This is a genomic window from Plantimonas leprariae (assembly GCF_008802405.1).
Taxonomy (GTDB): domain Bacteria; phylum Pseudomonadota; class Alphaproteobacteria; order Rhizobiales; family Rhizobiaceae; genus Plantimonas; species Plantimonas leprariae.
Map to the genome: position 1 here is coordinate 103021 of NZ_VZDO01000007.1, position 18005 is coordinate 121025.

The 18005-nt window shown below is 68.5% G+C and carries 15 protein-coding genes; 7 read left to right on the forward strand and 8 right to left on the reverse strand.

The window, feature by feature from the left end:
• Positions 1 to 58 precede the first annotated feature (58 nt).
• From F6X38_RS10520 to F6X38_RS10530, 3 genes are all read left to right on the forward strand, one after another.
• Entirely contained in the window at positions 59 to 1984 is a 1926-nt protein-coding gene (locus F6X38_RS10520) for a beta-N-acetylhexosaminidase (RefSeq protein ID WP_150969688.1), read from the forward strand.
• Positions 1984 to 3420, forward strand: coding sequence for a M81 family metallopeptidase (locus F6X38_RS10525; RefSeq protein WP_150969689.1), 1437 nt, complete (start codon positions 1984 to 1986; stop codon positions 3418 to 3420). Before F6X38_RS10520 ends, F6X38_RS10525 begins: the two co-directional genes overlap by 1 nt.
• Before the next feature lie 92 nt (positions 3421 to 3512).
• Positions 3513 to 4475: a carbohydrate kinase family protein gene (locus F6X38_RS10530; protein WP_150969690.1), complete on the forward strand. Its 963-nt coding sequence runs from the start codon at positions 3513 to 3515 to the stop codon at positions 4473 to 4475.
• A 54-nt stretch (positions 4476 to 4529) separates the two neighbouring features.
• Here F6X38_RS10530 and F6X38_RS10535 read toward each other — a convergent pair whose 3' ends face one another.
• The 3 genes from F6X38_RS10535 to F6X38_RS10545 form a co-directional block, all read right to left on the reverse strand.
• Positions 4530 to 5327 (reverse strand): outer membrane protein, encoded by a 798-nt coding sequence (locus tag F6X38_RS10535; RefSeq protein ID WP_150969691.1) that lies wholly within the window; start codon positions 5325 to 5327, stop codon positions 4530 to 4532.
• 282 nt (positions 5328 to 5609) lie between these two features.
• Entirely contained in the window at positions 5610 to 6392 is a 783-nt protein-coding gene (locus tag F6X38_RS10540) for an outer membrane protein (protein WP_150969692.1), read from the reverse strand.
• Positions 6393 to 6760: 368 nt separating this feature from the next.
• Positions 6761 to 7675 (reverse strand): class I fructose-bisphosphate aldolase, encoded by a 915-nt coding sequence (locus F6X38_RS10545; RefSeq protein WP_150969693.1) that lies wholly within the window; start codon positions 7673 to 7675, stop codon positions 6761 to 6763.
• Between the two features lie 226 nt (positions 7676 to 7901).
• On the opposite strand from F6X38_RS10545, the gene F6X38_RS10550 reads away from it, so the two are divergent.
• Both F6X38_RS10550 and F6X38_RS10555 read left to right on the forward strand, forming a co-directional pair.
• Positions 7902 to 9479, forward strand: a complete 1578-nt coding sequence (locus F6X38_RS10550; RefSeq protein WP_150969694.1) for an ABC transporter substrate-binding protein — start codon at positions 7902 to 7904, stop codon at positions 9477 to 9479.
• Between the two features lie 113 nt (positions 9480 to 9592).
• Positions 9593 to 10525 carry a cyclase family protein gene (locus F6X38_RS10555; RefSeq protein WP_150969695.1) on the forward strand — a complete coding sequence of 311 codons (933 nt, stop codon included), beginning with the start codon at positions 9593 to 9595 and terminating at the stop codon, positions 10523 to 10525.
• Positions 10526 to 10585: 60 nt separating this feature from the next.
• Here F6X38_RS10555 and F6X38_RS10560 read toward each other — a convergent pair whose 3' ends face one another.
• Genes F6X38_RS10560 through F6X38_RS10580 form a run of 5 tightly spaced genes read right to left on the reverse strand, consistent with a single transcriptional unit; the run spans position 10586 to position 16143 of the window.
• A complete protein-coding gene (locus F6X38_RS10560; RefSeq protein WP_150969696.1) occupies positions 10586 to 11170 on the reverse strand; it encodes a sarcosine oxidase subunit gamma in 585 nt (194 codons plus the stop codon).
• On the reverse strand, positions 11163 to 14150 hold the full coding sequence (locus F6X38_RS10565; protein WP_150969697.1) for a sarcosine oxidase subunit alpha family protein: 2988 nt from the start codon (positions 14148 to 14150) through the stop codon (positions 11163 to 11165). Before F6X38_RS10565 ends, F6X38_RS10560 begins: the two co-directional genes overlap by 8 nt.
• Positions 14150 to 14524 carry a sarcosine oxidase subunit delta gene (locus F6X38_RS10570; RefSeq protein ID WP_150969698.1) on the reverse strand — a complete coding sequence of 125 codons (375 nt, stop codon included), beginning with the start codon at positions 14522 to 14524 and terminating at the stop codon, positions 14150 to 14152. Before F6X38_RS10570 ends, F6X38_RS10565 begins: the two co-directional genes overlap by 1 nt.
• A complete protein-coding gene (locus F6X38_RS10575; protein ID WP_150969699.1) occupies positions 14525 to 14878 on the reverse strand; it encodes a cupin domain-containing protein in 354 nt (117 codons plus the stop codon).
• A gap of 11 nt (positions 14879 to 14889) precedes the next feature.
• Positions 14890 to 16143, reverse strand: a complete 1254-nt coding sequence (locus tag F6X38_RS10580; protein WP_150969700.1) for a sarcosine oxidase subunit beta family protein — start codon at positions 16141 to 16143, stop codon at positions 14890 to 14892.
• A gap of 379 nt (positions 16144 to 16522) precedes the next feature.
• Between F6X38_RS10580 and F6X38_RS10585 the strand changes: the two genes are divergently transcribed.
• Positions 16523 to 17338 carry a tetratricopeptide repeat protein gene (locus tag F6X38_RS10585; protein ID WP_246191293.1) on the forward strand — a complete coding sequence of 272 codons (816 nt, stop codon included), beginning with the start codon at positions 16523 to 16525 and terminating at the stop codon, positions 17336 to 17338.
• Positions 17339 to 17454: 116 nt separating this feature from the next.
• The gene (locus tag F6X38_RS10590) at positions 17455 to 17958 is read left to right on the forward strand and encodes a DUF992 domain-containing protein (RefSeq protein WP_150969702.1); all 504 of its coding nucleotides are present in this window, start codon (positions 17455 to 17457) and stop codon (positions 17956 to 17958) included.
• Positions 17959 to 18005 lie beyond the last annotated feature (47 nt).

The window sequence follows — 18005 nt, forward strand, 5'->3', positions numbered from 1 at the left end:
GGGTTATCCAATAGGCGCTTGAGGCGCCGCCACCCTTTCCAGCATGCGAGGCATGAGCATGGCATCCGTACCGTTTCGGCTCGAAAGCGCTTTCCGCCCGGAGGACGGCGGCAACGGGCGGCTCGTCCTGACGCTGTTCAACCTCGGGGAAACCGCGATCGAGGGCTTCAAGCTCGTCTACACCTCGCTGACGCGAGTCGTGGAGGACGGGGCGGTCGAGAACGCCCGGCTGACCCTGCGCGACGCGAACTATCACGAGTTCGCCGCCCCGGACGGCTTCCGGCTGGAGCCGGGGGCGGCTTGGCGCTTCTCGGCCGGCGGCCTGCAACGCGCCGCGCGTCACTGCACGGACGGGCCGAAGTCCGCCTACCTGACGCTCGCCGACGGCAGCCACCTGCCGGTCTCGGTGTCGGATATGTTGCTCGACGGCCGCACCAGCGAGCCGCCGCCGCGCCTCCTGCCGGAAGGCAGGCTCGACCTCCCCTTCGCGATCCAGCCCTGGCCGAAACGGATGGACGCGACAGGCGAGGCCGGCGCGACCTTCCCCACCGTGCTCTACCCCGCCGAGGCTTCGGCGCTGGAGGATGTCCGCGCGGTCGACGGCGTGCTGGCGCTGTTCCGCCGGCTGTTCGCGAGCGGCCACGCGCCCTTCTCGCTCGCAGCCGACGCGCAAGGGCGCGCGATCCGTTTCACTTCCGACACGAAGCTCGGCCGCGAGGCCTACGAGCTGCGCTTCGCCGCCGATGTGGTCGAGCTGGCCTATGGCGACGCCGCCGGCCGCCAGTACGCGCTGACGACGCTGGCCCAGCTTCTCCACGGCGCGCGCTCCGAGCCGGCGAAGTTCGGCTTCCCCGCCTCCGGCACGATCGCCGATGCGCCGCGCTACGAATGGCGCGGCTGCCATCTCGACGTGTCGCGCCAGTTCTACCCGGTCGCCGACGTGTCGCGCTTCGTCGACATCCTCGCCTGGCTGAAGCTCAACATCCTCCACTGGCACCTGACCGACGACGAGGCTTGGCGGCTGGAGATCGAGGCCTATCCCGCCCTCACTACGCTCGGCGTGCTGCGCGGACCGGACGAGCCGCTCCGCCCGCAGCTCGGCAACGGCGCGGAGCCGGTCGGCGGCTTCTACTCGAAGGCGGACGTCCGCATGCTCGTCGCGCACGCAGCCGGGCTCCATGTCGAGATCGTGCCGGAGATCGAGATTCCCGGCCACAACGCCGCGACGCTGGTCGCCCTGCCGGACCTCACCGACGGGCAAGAAGCGCCGGACAGCTACCGCTCCGTCCAGGGCTACGCGAACAACGCGCTGAACCCCGCAATTCCGCTGACCTACGAGTTCCTGGAGAAGGTGTTCGACGAGGTCGCCGAGCTTTTTCCCTCGCGCTACGTCCATGTCGGCGGCGACGAGGTGGCGCACGGCGCGTGGCTCGCCTCGCCGCTCGCCAAGGAGCTGATGCGCAAGGAGAACCTTGGCGGCACGTTCGAGCTGCAGTCCTATCTGCTGAAGCGCGTGAAGGAGATGCTGACCCGCCGCGGCAAGGTGCTGGTCGGCTGGAACGAGGTCGCGCATGGCGGCGGCGTCGATCCGAAGGACACGATCCTGATGGCCTGGGAGAAGCCGGAAGTCGGCATCGAGCTGGCCGGCCAAGGCTACGGCGTCGTAATGACGCCGGGCCAGGCCTACTATCTCGACATGGTGCAGGCCGAGGAATGGCAGGAGCCGGGCGCTAGCTGGGCCGGCACGGTGCCGCCCGCACACACCTACGCCTACGAGGCGGCCGGCGACCTGCCGGAGGAGCTGCGGCATCTCCTGAAGGGCGTCCAGGCCTGCATCTGGTCGGAGCACTTCCTGTCGCGCGGCTATTTCAACCGCCTCGTCTTCCCGCGCCTGCCCGCCATCGCGGAAGCGGCCTGGACGCCGGCGGAGAACAAGAGCTGGGAGCGCTTCGCCGCCATCGTTCCGCTGAGCCCGGTGCTCTGATGCGCATCGCCGTTGGCGGTATCCATACCGAATGCAGCACCTATTCGCCGGTGCTGATGGAGGTCGAGGACTTCCGCATCCTCCGCGACGGCGACCTCCTAGCTGCGGCCTATTTCGACTTCCTCGCGACGGACGGCGTGGAGGTGCTGCCGCTACTCCATGCCCGCGCCGTGCCGGGTGGGCCGGTTTCACGTGAAACATATGAGGCGTTGAAGGCTGAGTTCCTCGACCGCCTCCAGGCCGCCCTCCCCCTCGATGGCCTCTACCTCGCCATGCACGGCGCGATGAACGTCGAGGGCATGGACGATGCGGAGGGCGACTGGATCGCCGCCGCGCGCGCCACGGTCGGCGAGACCTGCGTCGTCGCCGCGAGCTACGATCTCCACGGCAACGTCTCGCAGCGCGTCGTCGACGGCCTCGACATCTTCGCCGCCTACCGCACCGCGCCGCATATCGACGTGCGCCCGACGATGCTGCGCGCCTGGAACATGCTGGTGGAAGCGCTCCGCTCCGGCGAAAAGCCGGGCATCGCCTGGGCGTCGGTGCCGGTGCTGCTGCCGGGCGAATGCACCTCGACCGAGGACGAGCCGGCCGCCTCGCTTTACGCTCGCCTGTCGGACTTCGACCGCCGCCCCGGCATCGCCGACGCCAACCTGATGATCGGCTACGTCTGGGCCGACGAGCCGCGGGCGACGGCGGCCGCCGTCGTCACCGGCTTCGACCGGGACGCCGCGAAGGAAGCCGCCGCCGAGATCGCGATCGGTTATTGGGAGACGCGCGAGCGCTTCGGCTTCGGCCCAGTGACGGGACCGCTCGCGGAGATGCTCGATATCGCGGCGAAAGCCGAGACGCGCCCCGTCATCCTCGCCGATTCCGGAGACAACCCGACCGGCGGCGGCGTCGGCGACCGCGCGGATGTGCTGCGTGCCCTGATCGAGCGGAACTGGCAGGACGCGCTCCTCGCCGGCATCACCGACCGCCCTGCGGTCGAAGCGTGCTTCGCGGCCGGCGAAGGCGCGACGCTCCGCTTGCGCATCGGCTCCAGCCTCGATCCGTCCTCCAAGCCGGCGGAGGTGGACGCCGCGGTCGTGCGGCTTGACGATTCCGGCGAAGCGCGCGAGCGGCAGGCCGTCGTGCGGGTCGGCGGCATCACCGTGGTCCTCGCGGCGCGGCGCCGGCCCTATCACGACATCGCCGACTTCCGCCGGCTTGGGCTCGATCCGAAGGCGGTGCGGCTCCTCGTCGTGAAGTCCGGCTACCTGTCGCCGGAACTCAGACCCGTCGCGAACCCGAACCTGATGGCGCTGACCGATGGCGTCGTGAACCAGGACATTCCGCGCTTGGCCAACCGGCGGCGTCGGGAGCCGGCCTTCCCGTTTCGGCGCGACTTCGATTTCATGCCGGAACCGCGCCTGTCGGCCCGGTGGACGGGCTGATCGTCCAGCTTGTTTCGCGCCGGCGGAATTCCTGCTAGCCGGAGCGGAACGATGGGGCGGCAGGGAACCGCCGCCCGGAGGAGAAACCCGAGATGTTCCTGTCCTGCGGCGACTCGCTGTTCGACGTCTTCGCCGATCTCGATGCCGACGTCTCGCGCATCGGGCTTTCCGCCCGCATCGGCGGCTCGGCGCTGAACGCCGCGCTCGGCCTCGCGCGGCTCGGCCACGGCTCGGCCTACTTCTCCAAGATTTCCGGCGATCTCTACGGCCGGCGACTCCGCGCCTTCATGGAACAGGAGGAGATCGACCAGCGCTTCCTGATCCCGACTACGCGCAACACCACGCTCGCGATGGTGTCGCTGTCGCAGGCCGGCGTGCCGGAATATTCCTTCTACATCGAGGGCACCGCCGACCGCTCGGTCGAGCCGGACGAGGTGCCCTCGCCGCTGCCGGACGAGATCGAAGCGGTGCATGTCGGCGGCTCCTATTCCACCGTGTCGGAACCGACGGCCGCGGCGATCCTGAAGCTGGTGCGGCAGGAGCGGGACCGCCGCTTCGTGTCCTACGATCCGAACATCCGCGCCTCCGTCGTGCCGGATCTCGACGTCTGGCGGGCGAAGGTCGCGGAGCTCGGGCCGCTCGCGACCCTCGTCAAGGCGAGCGACGAGGACCTGTCGCAGCTCTATCCCGGCCGCTCGATCGACGCGGTTCTCGCCGACTGGGTCGCGGCGGGCGCGGCGCTCGGCATCGTCACGCGCGGCGAGAAGGGCGCGGTCGCGCTGGCGGCTTCCGGCACGGGCGCGTCGCTCCCCGGCGTTTCGGTGCACGTGGTCGACACGGTCGGCGCGGGCGACACCTTCCTCGCCATGACGCTCGCCAAGCTGTCGGAGGACGGCGCGTTGTCGCGCGAGGCGGTCACGAGCTTCGGCGAGGCGGACCTGCAGGCGCTGCTCGGCGCGGCGATCCGGGCAGCCGCCGTCACCTGCACCCGTCGCGGGGCGGACCTGCCGCGCCGGGCCGATCTCGGCCTGTCCGCTCTCCCCGCCCGCAAATAGGAAAGGCCCGCCGGATTGTCTCCGGCGGGCCTTCCTGGGCGAGGCGATCCGCTGTCAGTTGAAGCGGTACGCGGCCTTCGCCATGACGGTGTGGAAGTCGAGGTCGGTCTTCGACTTCGTGGTGAAGGTGTCCGGCGTCGCGCCGCCGTTCGCCTCGGTGAAGGTGCTCTCCGACTTCGCCTTGCCGAGGTCGGTGTAGAGGTATTCGAGGCCGAAGGAGACGTTCGGCGTGGCGAGCACGTCGACGCCGGCGCCGACCGTGTAGCCGACCTTGTCCTTGCTGGTGTCCGAGTCGACCGTGTAGGTCGTGCCGGTGCCGTCGGCCTGCGTGTTGAAGTTGTCGCCGTCCGTCTTCACCTTGGCGTGGCCGTAGGCGAGGCCGCCGGTGCCGTAGACCGCGACGTTGTCCATCGCGTAGCCGACCTTGCCGCGCACCGTGCCGAAATACTTCATCTCGGTCTTGGTGTCGTAGTCCTGGCCGGTCGCGGAACCGCCCTGCTGCAGGACGACGCCGCTCTTGCGCTCGTGGTCGATGTAGTTGAAGTCCGCGACGCCGCCGACGATGACGTTGTTCGGCATCTGGTAGTCGTAGCCGGCCTGGACGCCCGCCGTCACGCCGCCGCTGCGCTTGTGGAACGTGTCGGTGGCCGCGCCGAAGTCGTCCGCACCGGCCGCGCCCTTCGAGCCGCCGAACGCGCCGCCGACCTGGCCGCCGACATAGGCGCCGGTCCAGCTCGCGGTCGGGGCGATGTCGACCGGCGCGGGCGCCGGGGGCTCGTCATAGGTGATGTCGGCGGCAAGGGCCGGAGCGGCGAAGGCGGTGGCCGCGAAGAGAATCGCAAGACGTTTCATGGAACTTGGGTACTCCTTGGGCCTCGGGACGATGCGGGGGCATCGCGGTCCCAAGACGGGATGTTGTGCCCGGCTCGCGGGGAGTCGGACGGGTTCTCCTTCGGGCCGGCAGGTGCGAATCACCCTGGCCGCTCCGATGCAGTTTCCGCTTGCCTGAAGCTTGCGGACCCGCGTTGGTGAATCCTTCCTAAGGCCGAACCCTTTCCTTTGAATTAAAATGCCCGCCGGACGAGGCGTCCGGCGGGCGAAGCGCGATAGCGATTTCGTGAGGTCGCGGCGACCTCAGTTGAAGCGGTACGAGGCCTTCGCCATCACCGTGTGGAAGTCGACGTCGGTCTTGGTGTCGACCGAGAAAGCGTCGCCGGTGGCGACGTTGGTGAACGTCGTCTCGGTCTTCGCCTTGCCGAGGTCGGTGTAGAGGTATTCGAGGCCGAACGAGAGCTTCTCGGTGGCCAGGAAATCGACGCCGCCGCCGACGGAATAGCCGATGCTGTCCTTGTCGGAGTTGGTGTCCGAAGTGAAGCCCGTGCCCAGCAGCGCGAGCGCTTCGCCGTCGTTCACCTTGTTCTTCGGGTTGCCGTAGGCGAGACCGCCCGTGCCGTAGACGGCCACGCGATCGAAGGCATAGCCGACCTTGCCGCGCACCGTGCCGAAGTAGTCGAGGTCGACCTTGTTCGAGAAGGTCGTGTTGTCGCCCGTTCCGTCGACCAGATCGACGCCGACCTTACGGTCGTTGTCGATGTAGTTGAAGTCGACGACGCCGCCGATGATGATGTTGCTCGGAAGCTGGTAGTCGTAGCCGACGTGGACGCCGCCGGTGAAGCCGACATCGGTATCCTTCTGGAACGTCACGGCGTCCAGCGGCACGCCGAGATCGGTTCCGATGGCGCCCGACGAGCCGCCGAAGGCCGCGCCCGCCTGTCCACCGACATAGAGGCCCGTCCAGTTGTAGGCCGGGGCGATCTCGACCGGCGCCGGCGCCGGCGGTTCCTCAGTGATGATGTCGGCGGCGAAGGCCGGGGTGGCGAGGGCAGTGGCTGCCAGCAAAATGGCAAAACGCTTCATGATCCGTACTCCAATCTTCTTTCCGCCCGGAGGCGGCACTTATTCGACATCCGTTCGGCTCGTCGCCGGCGCGATGATTCCGCTGGCATCCGAACTCGTCTGTCGGGGCAAGTGATCCACGCAGATGCGGCTATCAAGCGGCAGCGAACCCTTATTCCAGACCGGTGTATCCCGAACGCCACAGATCCGGAGCCGCAAGGCGCCGGTCTTCGTGCAACGGAGCGGTGTCGGTGCACTGATCTCAAACGGTTTTCGGAAACGAAAACCCCGCCGGCCAGCGTCATGCCGAGCGGCGGGGATCACGAGTCCGTTATATTGACGTCAACGATCTTCCGTGCATCTGCCGCAACGGAAATCGCGACGTCGCATCAGGCGTAGATGTCCATCACCTCGCGCAGAAGCGCGATCGCGTCCTCCTTCGAGCGCTGGAACGAGTTGCGGCCGATGATCGAGCCGTTGCCGCCGCCTTCGCGGATGCCGCGAACCTCTTCGAGCAGGTCCTCGCGCGTCTTCGCCTCGCCGCCGGAGAACACCACGACGCGCTTGCCGGCGAAGCTCGCCTGCATGACGTGGCGGACGCGGTCGGCGATCGTCTCGCTCGGGATGTGGTTCTTCTCGTAGGTCTTCTTCGCGGCGTCGAGATCGATGCGGTTGCTCGGGAGCTTCACCTTGATGATCGTCGCCCCCATCAGCGCCGCCATGTGGGCGGAATAGGCGACGATATCGAGCGCCGTTTCGCCCTCCTTGCTGATCTTGCCGCCGCGCGGATAGGACCAGACGACGCTGAGCAGGCCCTTCGACTTCGCCTCGTGGCTGATCTCGCGCAGCTCCTCCATCATGTCGTAGGCGTGGTCGGAACCCGGATAGATGGTGAAGCCGACGCCGACGCAGCCGAGGCGCATCGCGTCGTCCACCGTGCCGGTCAGAGCCTGATCGCTGGAATTGGCGGCGAGCGAATTGCCGCTGTTCATCTTCATGATGAGCGGCACCTCGCCGGCGAAGGCATCGGCGCCGTGCTCCAGAAGACCGAGCGGCGCGGCATAGCCGGACACGCCGGCCTCGATCGCGAGCTCGTAGAGATAGTGCGGGTCGTAGGCGGCGGGGTTCGGCGCGAAGGAGCGGGCCGGGCCGTGCTCGAAGCCCTGATCGACGGGCAGGATGACGACGCGCCCCGTGCCGGCGAGCCGGCCGTGCATGAGTAGCCGCGACAGGTTACTCTTCAGCCCCGGCGTTTCGCCTTCGTACCAGGAGAGGATCTTCCTGACGGTCTCGGTTCTGATCATGCTCGCTCGCCTTCTTCCGGAACTTCGGCAGTCATCGTCGGACGCTGTTCTGTCGCGGCACATGCACCGCGTAAAGAGCGGGTTCCCGAGCGGCACGGAATAAAATCGGTTCGCAGCGACGCCGACCGCGGCGGATACGCTCTCCAGCATTCGCCGCGGCCGGCTCCCACGCTGCGAACACATTCATCGTGTTCGTGGCGGCCTTCCGTCACCTCCGGATGATTCCATGAATGGCATGATGTTCGTCCGGTTCGCGATCGCCGTCGCCGTCGCGGGCCTGTCGCCATCGCTCGCGCCCGCCGCCGCCCCGGCGAAGCCCGCCGACGACGTCCTCGTGGTCGGCGCGGTCGCGGAACCGCAGACCCTCGACCCGCAGGCCGCCGTTTCCCCGAACGACATGCGCATCGTCGCCAACGTCTTCGACGGGCTGGTGCGGTTCAAGCGCGGCTCGCTCGACGTCGCGCCGGCGCTCGCCGCCTCGTGGACGGTTTCGCCCGACGGCCTCGTCTGGCGCTTCATTCTCAGGGACGGCATCCGGTTCCAGGACGGCACGCCCTGCGACGCTGCGGCGGTGGAGTATACGTTCGAGCGGATGCTCGATCCGAAGCACCCAGAGCACGCGACCGGCAGCTTTCCGCTCGCCTTCACCTTCGGCGCGATCGAGAGCGTCCATGCGATCGATGCGACGACCGTCGAATTCCGCCTGCGCCAGCCCTACGCGCCGCTGCTCTCGGCGCTCGCGACGCCGACCGGTTCCATCGTCTCGCCGACGGCGGTGAAGAAGTACGGCGCGGAGTTCGGCCGCCATCCGGTCGGCACAGGTGCGTTCGCCTTCGAGAGTTGGACGCCGAACACCGAGGTGGCGCTTGCCGCGAACGGCGCCTTCGTCGGCGAGCCGCCGACCCTGAAGCGCCTCGTGTTCCGGCCGATCGCCGATCCCCGCGCCCGTCGCACCGCACTCCAGTCCGGCCAGATCGACGTGATGATGGACGCGCCCTTCCGCGACCTCCCCGAGATCGGGACGCAGGCGGGCTTCACCGTCGCCACCACGACCGCGCCGCATCTCTGGTTCCTGATCCTCAACACGCGCGAGGGACCGCTTTCCGACAAGCGGGTGCGGCAGGCCGTGAACTACGCGATCGACAAGCGGCGGATCGTCGAGGACGTGCTCGGCGGCGGGGCGGAGGTCGCCGGGGATCCGGTGCCGTCCGCCTTCGACTGGGCGGACGACAAGTCGCTCCGGCCCTATCCCTACGATCCGGCGAAGGCGCGCGAGCTGATCCGCCAGGCCGGCGCGGAAGGCGCGCGCTTGTCCTTCCTCGTCGCGCAGAACGGCGTCGGCATGCTCGATCCCGGCGCGATGGCGGACGCGATCGAGCGCGACCTCGAAGCGGTCGGGCTGGACGTCAAGGTCCAGACCTACGACTGGACGACCTTCCTCGCCAACGTCAATCCGGGCCTGTCGGACCGGGCGGACATGGCAGAGATGGCCTGGACCACGCAGGACCCCGACACCCTGCCGTTCCTGGCGCTGCGCAGCGGGGCGATGCCGAACGAAGGCGGCTTCAACGCGGGCTACTACTCGAACCCGGAAGTCGACCGGCTCGTCGAAGCGGCGCGGCGTATCGGCGACCGCAAGGCGCGCGCCGCGCTCTATCGCGACCTGCAGCGCATCGTGCAGGACGACGCGCCCTTCGCCTTCGTCGCCAGCGAGCGCGAGAACGCGGTGGCCGGGCCGAGCGTCCAGGGCCTTCGGATCGAGCCGAGTTCGATCGTGCTGTTTTCCAAGGTCCGGAAGGAATAGACGTCTCCGGCGCGCTCCGTCGAAGCCCGGAAAACCCTCGACAAACAGTCGTCGAATCGCGTCCCATCCGAATTGCCGGGCTCGATCCGGCGGATCGATCGGGGGGATGCGAAATGACCGCATGGAAAAAGCTGCCGGCCGTCTCGATGGTCGTGCTTCTGGCGGCGGGCGCGGCGGCGAAGGCCGACGACGCGAAAGGGCTCTGGAGTCTTTACGACAACGGCTTGAAATCGGCGAAATACGTCGACCTGACACATACGATCACGCCGAAGATTCCGGTCTGGGCGGGCTTCGGGCCGCCGAGCTTCGGTCCGGCGAAGGCGGGCGCGGATGTCGAGGGCTTCGCGACGAAGGGCGAGACCTTCACTTGGGCCAAGAACGGCTTCGAGGCGACGGAGTACCGCCTGACCACCGACCAGCTCGGCACGCAGCTCGACCCGCCGGCGCACTGGGCGCCGGAATATCCGGCGATCGACGAGTTGCCGCCGACCTACGCCGTGCGCCCGCTCGCGGTGATCCCGATTGTCGAGCAGTTGCGGACCGATGACAACTACGCGCTGCAGGCCAAGGACATCGAAGCGTGGGAGAAGGCGAACGGCCGCATTCCGGAGGGTTCGGTCGTGATGGTGCGCTCCGACTGGTCGAAGCGCTGGCCGGACCCCGAACTCGCCAAGCTCGCGCGCTTCCCGGGCGTCTCGCTGGCGGCGCTCAAGTTCCTGCACGAGGAACGGCACATCCTGTTCCACGGCCACGAGCCGCTCGACACCGATTCGACGCCGACGCTGGAAGGCGAGCACTGGCTGATGCACAACGGCTACGCGCAGGCCGAAGGCGTCGCGAACCTCGACCAGGTGCCGGAAACCGGCTGCCTCGTCACCATCGGCTATCCGAAGTTCGGCGGGGGCCTCGGCGGCTACGCCCGCTACGTCGCGATCTGCCCGCCGGACGCCCCGAACGGCGTCACGATCGGCCGGACGGACGCACCGCTGCCGAAGTCGGATAAGGTGCTGCACTACGACAAAGCCGCCGGCATGCGGGTGCGCTAGAAGCAGGCATCGGAGGAAGAGGGTCCTTCCCTCTTCCGGGTCGGGAGAAGGAAGGGCGCGTCAAACCGCCGGCGAGCGCGATGCGTCGACGAAATATTCCCAGAGGTAGTCTGCGAAGGAGCGGCCGCAGAAGACCTCGAAATGGGTCTCGCCCCGGCGCCACACCGTGATCTCGGCGCGGCTGAACACGGTGCGCGTCACCGCGCCGACCGGAAAGGTCGCGAGCCGAAGGTCGCGCGGGCAGCCCGCGGCGAGGACCGCCTCCGCCGCCGGTCCTTCCAGCGAGATCGCGACGAATCGGTCCGACACGTCGACCGGCGACTGCTCCGCCGTGCCGCTCGCCTCGATCTTCGCGATCAGTTCCGCCGCCGCGTCGTCGCCGGTCGCTTCCGACACGAGCATCACGTCGTCCGGCCCGAGCCAAAGCGCCGCGATGCCGTCCGTCGCCGTGCTTGCCTTCGGGCGGCGCGGCAGGTCGAAGCCGAGCGCCCGGCCGACCGGCTCGAAGGCGGGCTCCGACAGGTGCAGCGCGATCAGCGTCCGCGCCGGAACAGAGCCGAGCGCGATGCCCGGGCCGGAATGGTAGCGCCCGTCGAGCGGATGGAGCGCGCGGATCGGCGCGAGCGCGGTCGCGGCGTCAGCCATGCAGCTTCTCCCCGTCCTTGTCGTAGAAGATCGGATCGGTCACCTCGACGGCGTGGTCGCCGTCCGGCATCGGGACGTGGAGCGTCTCGCCCTTGCGTGCCCGGCCGTTCCTGACGAGCGCCAGCGCGATGGAGCGGCCGAGCGTTTCCGACCAGTAGGACGACGTCACATGGCCGATCATGGTCATGGGCTTCGCCTGCTTCGGATCGGCGACGATCTGCGCCCCTTCTTCCAGGACGTGGAGCGGGTTCTTGGTGAACAGCCCGACGAGTTCCTTCCTGTTGGCGGCGAGGAGGTCGGGCCGACCCATGCCGCGCTTGCCGACGAAGTCCGCCTTCTTCTTCGACACGGCCCAGGAGAGCGCCGCATCGGCCGGCGTCACTGTGCCGTCGGTCTCCTGGCCGACGATGATGTAGCCCTTCTCGGCGCGCAGCACGTGCATCGCCTCGGTGCCGTAGGGCGCGATCCCGTGCGGGCGGCCGATCTCGCGGATCGCGTCCCAGACGGCGCGGCCGTAGCGGGCCGGTACGTTGATCTCGAAGCCCGCGTCGCCGGTGAACGAGACGCGGAAGAAGCGGCTCGGCACGCCCAGGAAACGCCCTTCCGCCACCGACATGTGCGGGAAGGCGGCGTTCGAGACGTCGGCGCCCTCGAAATGCGGCGTCACGATCTCGCGCGCCTTCGGACCCTGCACCGCGATCGTCGCGTACTGCTCGGTGATCGAGGTCAGCCACACCCTCAGGTGCGGGAACTCGGTCTGGCGGTAGTCCTCCATGTGGTTGAGGACGCGCGCCGCCCCGCCGGTCGTCGTGGTGACGTGGTAGCGATGCTCGCCGATCCGAGCGACGATGCCGTCGTCGATGATGTAGCCCGCTTCCGACAGCATGATCCCGTAGCGGCAGCGGCCGACCGCCAGCGAGGCCATCGGCGTCGCGTAGATGAGGTCGAGGAAGGCGGCCGCGTCCGGTCCCACGACCTCGATCTTGCCGAGCGTCGAGGCGTCGAACATGCCGGCGGCGTCGCGCACCGCGCGGCATTCGCGCTTCACCGCGTCGTGCATCGAGGCGCCGCGCGGGAAGTACCAGGCGCGCTTCCACTGCCCGACATCCTCGAACACCGCGCCTTCGGCGACCGCGCTCTCGTGGATCGGCGTCCGGCGCACCGGGTCGAACAGGTCGCCGCGATTGTGCCCGGCGATCGTGCCGAAGGTGACTGGAGTGAACGGCGCGCGGAAGGTCGTGAGCCCCACCTGCGGCATGGTCACGTTCAGCGCCTCGGCCGCGACGCCGATGCCGTGGATGTTCGAGGTCTTGCCCTGGTCGGTCGCCATGCCGTTCGTGGTGAAGCGCTTGATGTGCTCCACCGAACGGAAGCCCTCGCGGGTCGCGAGGCGGATGTCGTTCGCCGTGACGTCGTTCTGGAAGTCGACGAAGGCCTTTCGGAAGCGCCCCGGCGCGGCGGTCGGCGTCGCGCCGGCCGAGCCGCCGGCGGTGCCGGCCATGCCTTCCACCGCGACATCGGCCGCCGTTTCCAGCGCCTGTCCGCCGGTCGCCGTGAAGCCGGCGAGGCGCGCCGCGCGCAGCGTCGAGGCGAGGTCGAAATCGCCGGCGCAGGCGCCGACGGAAACGCAGTCCTGCGAATACTCGCCGGGAATGTAGGCGTGCGAGGCCGCGTCGAACTTCAACTTGCCGCGCGATTGCGAGAACAGGTGAACGGAAGGCGTGAAGCCGCCCGACATCAGGAGCGCGTCGCAATCGAAGCCGCGCTGGTCGTGGCCGCTTCGCGTTTCCTCGACCTTGATGCCGCGCACGCGCCTGCGGCCGCGGACGGACGCGATGGAGTAGCCGGTCAGCACCTCGATGCCGAGGTTCCTCGCCTCGCGCAGAAGGCTTGCGTCCGGTTCCTCTCGGAGGTCGACCAGCACCGGCACGTCGATGCCGGCGCGCCGGAGGTCGCCCGCTGCCGCATAGGCCGCGTCGTGCGCGGTGAACACCGCGACGCGGCGGCCCGGCGCGACGCCGTAATGGTTGAGGTAGGTCCGGGCGGCGGAGGCCAGCATCACGCCCGGCCGGTCGTTGTCCGGGAACACCAGCGGGCGCTCGATCGAGCCGGTGGCGAGCACGACGCGCTTCGCCCGGATCTGCCACAGCCGCTCGCGCGGCGTCGCCGGATCGGGGTTCGCCAGATGGTCGGTCGCCTCTTCCGACACGGCCACCATGTTCTGCAGGTAGTAGCCGAAGGCCGTCGCGCGGCGGAGCAGCCGGACGTTCGGCATCGCTTCCAGCCGGCGGACGGCATCGGCGACGAAGTTCACCGCGAGGACGCCGTCGATCGTGGCGTTGCGCTCGGCCCTGAGCCAGCCGCCGAACTCAGCGTTCTCATCGCAGAGAATGACGGAGGCGCCCGCCTCGCCTGCCGCGAGCGCCGCCGTCAGGCCGGCGGCACCGCCGCCGACGACGAGCACGTCCGCATGCTCGAAGCGGTTGGCGTAGCTGTCGGGATCGGGATCGGCCGGGGCGCGGCCGAGGCCGGCGGCGGCGCGGATCTTCGGCTCGTAGACGCGGTGCCAGAAGCCGCGCGGCCACATGAAGGTCTTGTAGTAGAAACCGGCCGGCAGGAAGCGCGAGAAATACTGGTTCACGCCGCCGACGTCGAAGTCGAGCGAGGGCCAGCGGTTCTGGCTGACCGAGCGGAGCCCCTCGTAGAGCGGCTGCACCGTCGCGCGGGCGTTCGGCTGGCGCCGGGCGCGGTCGCGCCGGATCTCGACCAGCGCGTTCGGCTCCTCCGAGCCGATGCCGATTATGCCGCGCGGCCGGTGGTACTTGAACGAGCGGCCGGTGAGATGGACGCCGTTGGCGAGCAGCGCCGAGGCGAGCGTGTCGCCCTCCCGCCCCTCGTAGCGGTTGCCGTCGAACGAGAAGGCGATGCGGCGGGCGGAATCGAGCCGGCCGGCACCCGGGATGCGAAAGCGCTCGGTCATTACTGCTGCGCCTCCGTCCGGGCCGCGGGCGTATGGGCCGGATCGCCCTGAACGCGTGGATTGACGTTGGCATCGAAGTCGGCATCGCCGAGGTCGGCAAGCTCGGGCTTCGGCTCCCCGGTCTTGTAGGTGACGACGAACTTGTCGGTGACGGAATGGCGCGCGGCGTTGAAGAACTTGCCGCAGCCGGAACCGTGCCGCCAGCGCTCGAACACGAGCCCGCGCTCGTTCGAGCGGTAGTAGAGGCGGTGCGCCGTCTCCTCGTCGGAAAGGCCGGCATCGCCGGCCGGGCGCGGCACGTGCGCCTCGCCGGCATGGCGGAACTCCAGTTCCGGCCGCTCTTCCTCGCAATAGGGGCAGTGGATCAGCAGCATCTAGATGCGAACCTTGGTTGCCGCGGTGGCCGGATCGCCGGAATTCGGCAGGCCCTTCGGCTCGATCAGCAGAACCTTCGCCTCACCATGCGCGATCGGGCGATGCATCACGCCCTTCGGCACGACGTAGAGCTCGCCCGGCCGCAGCTCGACGTCGCCCTCCTCCGTCTCGATCGTCACATGGCCGTCGAGGACGAGAAAGAAATCGTCGGTGTCCGGATGCTTGTGCATCGGAAACTCGCCTTCGAACTTCACGACCATGATGTCGTTGTCGTTGTAGGTGGTGACGATCTTCGGCGACCAGGGCTCGTGGAACAGCGACAGCTTCGCTTCGAGATTGACGGCTTCGGGCATCGGTTTCTCTTTCAGTGCGCGACGGCGGCGGCGGCGGCTTCGTCGATGAAGCGGCCGGACACGAAGCGGTCGAGGCTGAAGGCGGCGTTGATCCGGTGCGGCTCGTCGCGCGCGATCGTGTGGGCGAAGACGTTGCCCGAGCCCGGCGTCGCCTTGAAGCCGCCGGTGCCCCAGCCGCAGTTGACGTAGAGGCCCTTCACCGGCGTCTTCGACAGGATCGGCGAGCGGTCCGGCGTCACATCGACGATGCCGCCCCAGGAGCGCAGCATCCGCATGCGCCGGAACATCGGGAACATCTCGCAGATCGCGTCGAGCGTGTGGTTGAGGATGTGCAAGCTACCGGCCTGGCTGTAGCTCGGATACTGGTCGGTGCCGGCACCGATCACGAGTTCGCCCTTGTCGGACTGCGAGATATAGGCGTGCACCGTGTTCGACATGACGATGCACGGGAACACCGGCTTCACCGGCTCCGACACCAGCGCCTGCAGCGGGTAGCTTTCGAGCGGCATGCGGACGCCCGCCATCTCCATGACGACGGAGGTCGAGCCGGCCGCGACGACCCCGACCTTCTTCGCGCCGATGAAGCCGCGGCTCGTCTCGACGCCCTGCACTGCGCCGTCGGCGCCGCGCCGGATGCCGGTGACGGCGCAGTTCTGGATGACGTGGACGCCCCTCGCCGACGCAGCCCGCGCGTAGCCCCAGGCGACCGCATCGTGCCGTGCCGTGCCGCCGCGCCGCTGCAGGGCGGCGCCGTTGATCGGGTAGCGGACGTTCGCCGCGATGTTCAGCGGCGGGCAGAACGCCTTGGCCTCGGCCGGCGTCAGCCACTCGTTGTCGATGCCGTTCAGCCGGTTGGCATGGATGTGGCGCTTGAAAACCTGCTGGTCGTGGACGTTGTGCGACAGCATCATGCAGCCGCGCGGGGAGAACATGACGTTGTAGTTCAGGTCCTCCGACAGGCCCTCCCACAGCTTCACCGCGTGGTCGTAAATCGCGGCGGACTCGTCGTAGAGGTAGTTCGAGCGGATGATCGTCGTGTTGCGGCCGGTATTGCCGCCGCCGAGCCAGCCTTTCTCGATCACGGCGACATCGGTGATGCCGTGCTCCTTGGCGAGGTAGTAGGCGGTCGCGAGCCCGTGCCCGCCGGCGCCGACGATGACGACGTCGTAGTGCCGGCGCGGCTCGGGCGAAGCCCACTGCTCGCCCCAGCCGCTGTGGTTGCGGAACGCCTCGCGCGCAACCGCGAAGGCCGAGAAACGTCGCATTCGGGCATCCCCGTCTAAGGCTGCTGCCGCCGCGAGCGCTTGGACGACGCGCGGGCGGAGGAACTCTTCTAGAGCTTTGAACCGTCGATCAAGCTCATTTTGCGACGCCGCCGTGACGCGCCCATGAGCCGTAGCCCACCGCGACGCCGCACCGCACGCGGCAAAAATGCGACATGGTTTCGATTTCGATTGTCCGACAAGGGTATAGGGCTTGCCGGATCATGATTTCGACGACATCGCAACCAATGGACTTCGCGACGGCGGCCGCATGGTTTCGCCTTTCTTAACGGGAAGTCCGGCATCGTGGACGGACTCCTCCGGCGAGGGGTCCAGTCCGGCCGGATGCGGTCGGTTCGACTAAGAGGGAAAGACGGCATTGTTGTTCGACGCGAAGCGCCTCGCCGCCGTTTCACTGCTGGCGCTGCTCGCCGCCTGCCAGACCGTATCCGCGCCGAGCGTCATCACGCTCGACAAGGCGCAAGGGTCGAGCGAGAACATCTCGTCCCTGACTGCCACCGTGAACGCCGACCCGCGCAACCCGGAAAGCTACAACGTGCGCGGCACCGCCTACGGGCGCGCCGGGCAGAACAAGGACGCGATCGCCGACTTCACGACCGCGATCCAGCTCAATCCAAACTTCTACCAGGCCTATGCCAACCGCGCGCTCGTCTACCGCCAGACCGGCGACAACCAAGCCGCGCTCGCCGACTACAACGCCGCGATCCGGCTGAACCCGAACTACGACGGCGCCTATATCGGCCGCGGCAACCTCTACCGCACGGCGAACCGCAACCGCGAGGCGCTGGCCGACTTCCAGAAGGCGATCGACCTCAACACGACGGACCCGCGCGCCTACCACAATCGCGGCCTCCTCTATCAACGCGACGGGCAGCACAAGCAGGCGATCGAGGACTTCTCGACCGCGATCTCGCTCCGCGCCGACGCGCCGGAGCCCTATTCCGGCCGCGGCGTCTCGTATCTGGCGCTCGGCGACGACGAGAATGCCTTCAGCGACTTCAACATGGCGCTGAAGCTGAACGACCGGAGCGCCGAGTACTGGACCAACCAGGCGATCGTGTTCGAGCGGCGCGGCGACAAGGCGCGGGCGGCAAAGTCCTACGCGCGGGCGGCGCAGCTCGACCCGAACTACAAGCCGGCGAAGGATGGTCTGGCACGCACGCGCGGCACGGCCTGAGGCGGGAAGCAACTCCCGAAAGATTTCCGCGTCGGGACAGGCTTGAACGCCGCCCGGCAACCCGAACGGTCGGCACGACGTTTGGCTCGCGGAAATCTGACTGGAGTTCTCGCGTCATGTTCAAACGTGCTCTTCTCGCCGGGGCGGCCGTCGCCGCGGCGCTATCCTTCGCACCGGCGGCACAAGCCGGGCAGAAGATCGGGCTGCTGACCTGCCAGAGCGATGGCTCGCTCGGCCTGCTCGTCACCTCGAAGAAGGACTATCTCTGCGTCTTCACGCCGGCGTCGAGCCGCTATCCGAGCGAGCCCTATGTCGGGCGGCTGCGGACGGTTGGCGTCGATGTCGGCATCACCGGCCGGCAGGACTTTTCCTGGGCGGTCTACGCGCCCTCCTTCCGCTCCGGCGAACCGATGAGCCTCGACGGCGCCTATTACGGCGCGTCGGTGGATGCGGCGATCGCCAGCGGCGGCGGCGCGAAGGTGCTGGTCGGCGGCCCGAACAACGGCTTCACGCTGCAGCCGATCGGCCTCCAGGCGCAGTTCGGCCTGAACGCGACAGCCGGCGTTTCCCGCTTCGAGCTCGCTGCCGCCGACACCGGCAAGGCCGTCTACAAGAACTGATTCCGCTTTCGCGAAACGAAAAAGCCCGCCCGGATCGCTCCGGGCGG

What these genes read in the sequence shown, in the direction of transcription:
- F6X38_RS10520 (WP_150969688.1), top strand. Translation starts at nt 59, where the DNA reads ATGGCATCCGTACCGTTTCGGCTCGAAAGCGCTTTCCGCCCGGAGGAC.
- F6X38_RS10525 (WP_150969689.1), top strand. Translation starts at nt 1,984, where the DNA reads ATGCGCATCGCCGTTGGCGGTATCCATACCGAATGCAGCACCTATTCG.
- F6X38_RS10530 (WP_150969690.1), top strand. Translation starts at nt 3,513, where the DNA reads ATGTTCCTGTCCTGCGGCGACTCGCTGTTCGACGTCTTCGCCGATCTC.
- F6X38_RS10535 (WP_150969691.1), bottom strand. Translation starts at nt 5,327, where the DNA reads ATGAAACGTCTTGCGATTCTCTTCGCGGCCACCGCCTTCGCCGCTCCG.
- F6X38_RS10540 (WP_150969692.1), bottom strand. Translation starts at nt 6,392, where the DNA reads ATGAAGCGTTTTGCCATTTTGCTGGCAGCCACTGCCCTCGCCACCCCG.
- F6X38_RS10545 (WP_150969693.1), bottom strand. Translation starts at nt 7,675, where the DNA reads ATGATCAGAACCGAGACCGTCAGGAAGATCCTCTCCTGGTACGAAGGC.
- F6X38_RS10550 (WP_150969694.1), top strand. Translation starts at nt 7,902, where the DNA reads ATGAATGGCATGATGTTCGTCCGGTTCGCGATCGCCGTCGCCGTCGCG.
- F6X38_RS10555 (WP_150969695.1), top strand. Translation starts at nt 9,593, where the DNA reads ATGACCGCATGGAAAAAGCTGCCGGCCGTCTCGATGGTCGTGCTTCTG.
- F6X38_RS10560 (WP_150969696.1), bottom strand. Translation starts at nt 11,170, where the DNA reads ATGGCTGACGCCGCGACCGCGCTCGCGCCGATCCGCGCGCTCCATCCG.
- F6X38_RS10565 (WP_150969697.1), bottom strand. Translation starts at nt 14,150, where the DNA reads ATGACCGAGCGCTTTCGCATCCCGGGTGCCGGCCGGCTCGATTCCGCC.
- F6X38_RS10570 (WP_150969698.1), bottom strand. Translation starts at nt 14,524, where the DNA reads ATGCTGCTGATCCACTGCCCCTATTGCGAGGAAGAGCGGCCGGAACTG.
- F6X38_RS10575 (WP_150969699.1), bottom strand. Translation starts at nt 14,878, where the DNA reads ATGCCCGAAGCCGTCAATCTCGAAGCGAAGCTGTCGCTGTTCCACGAG.
- F6X38_RS10580 (WP_150969700.1), bottom strand. Translation starts at nt 16,143, where the DNA reads ATGCGACGTTTCTCGGCCTTCGCGGTTGCGCGCGAGGCGTTCCGCAAC.
- F6X38_RS10590 (WP_150969702.1), top strand. Translation starts at nt 17,455, where the DNA reads ATGTTCAAACGTGCTCTTCTCGCCGGGGCGGCCGTCGCCGCGGCGCTA.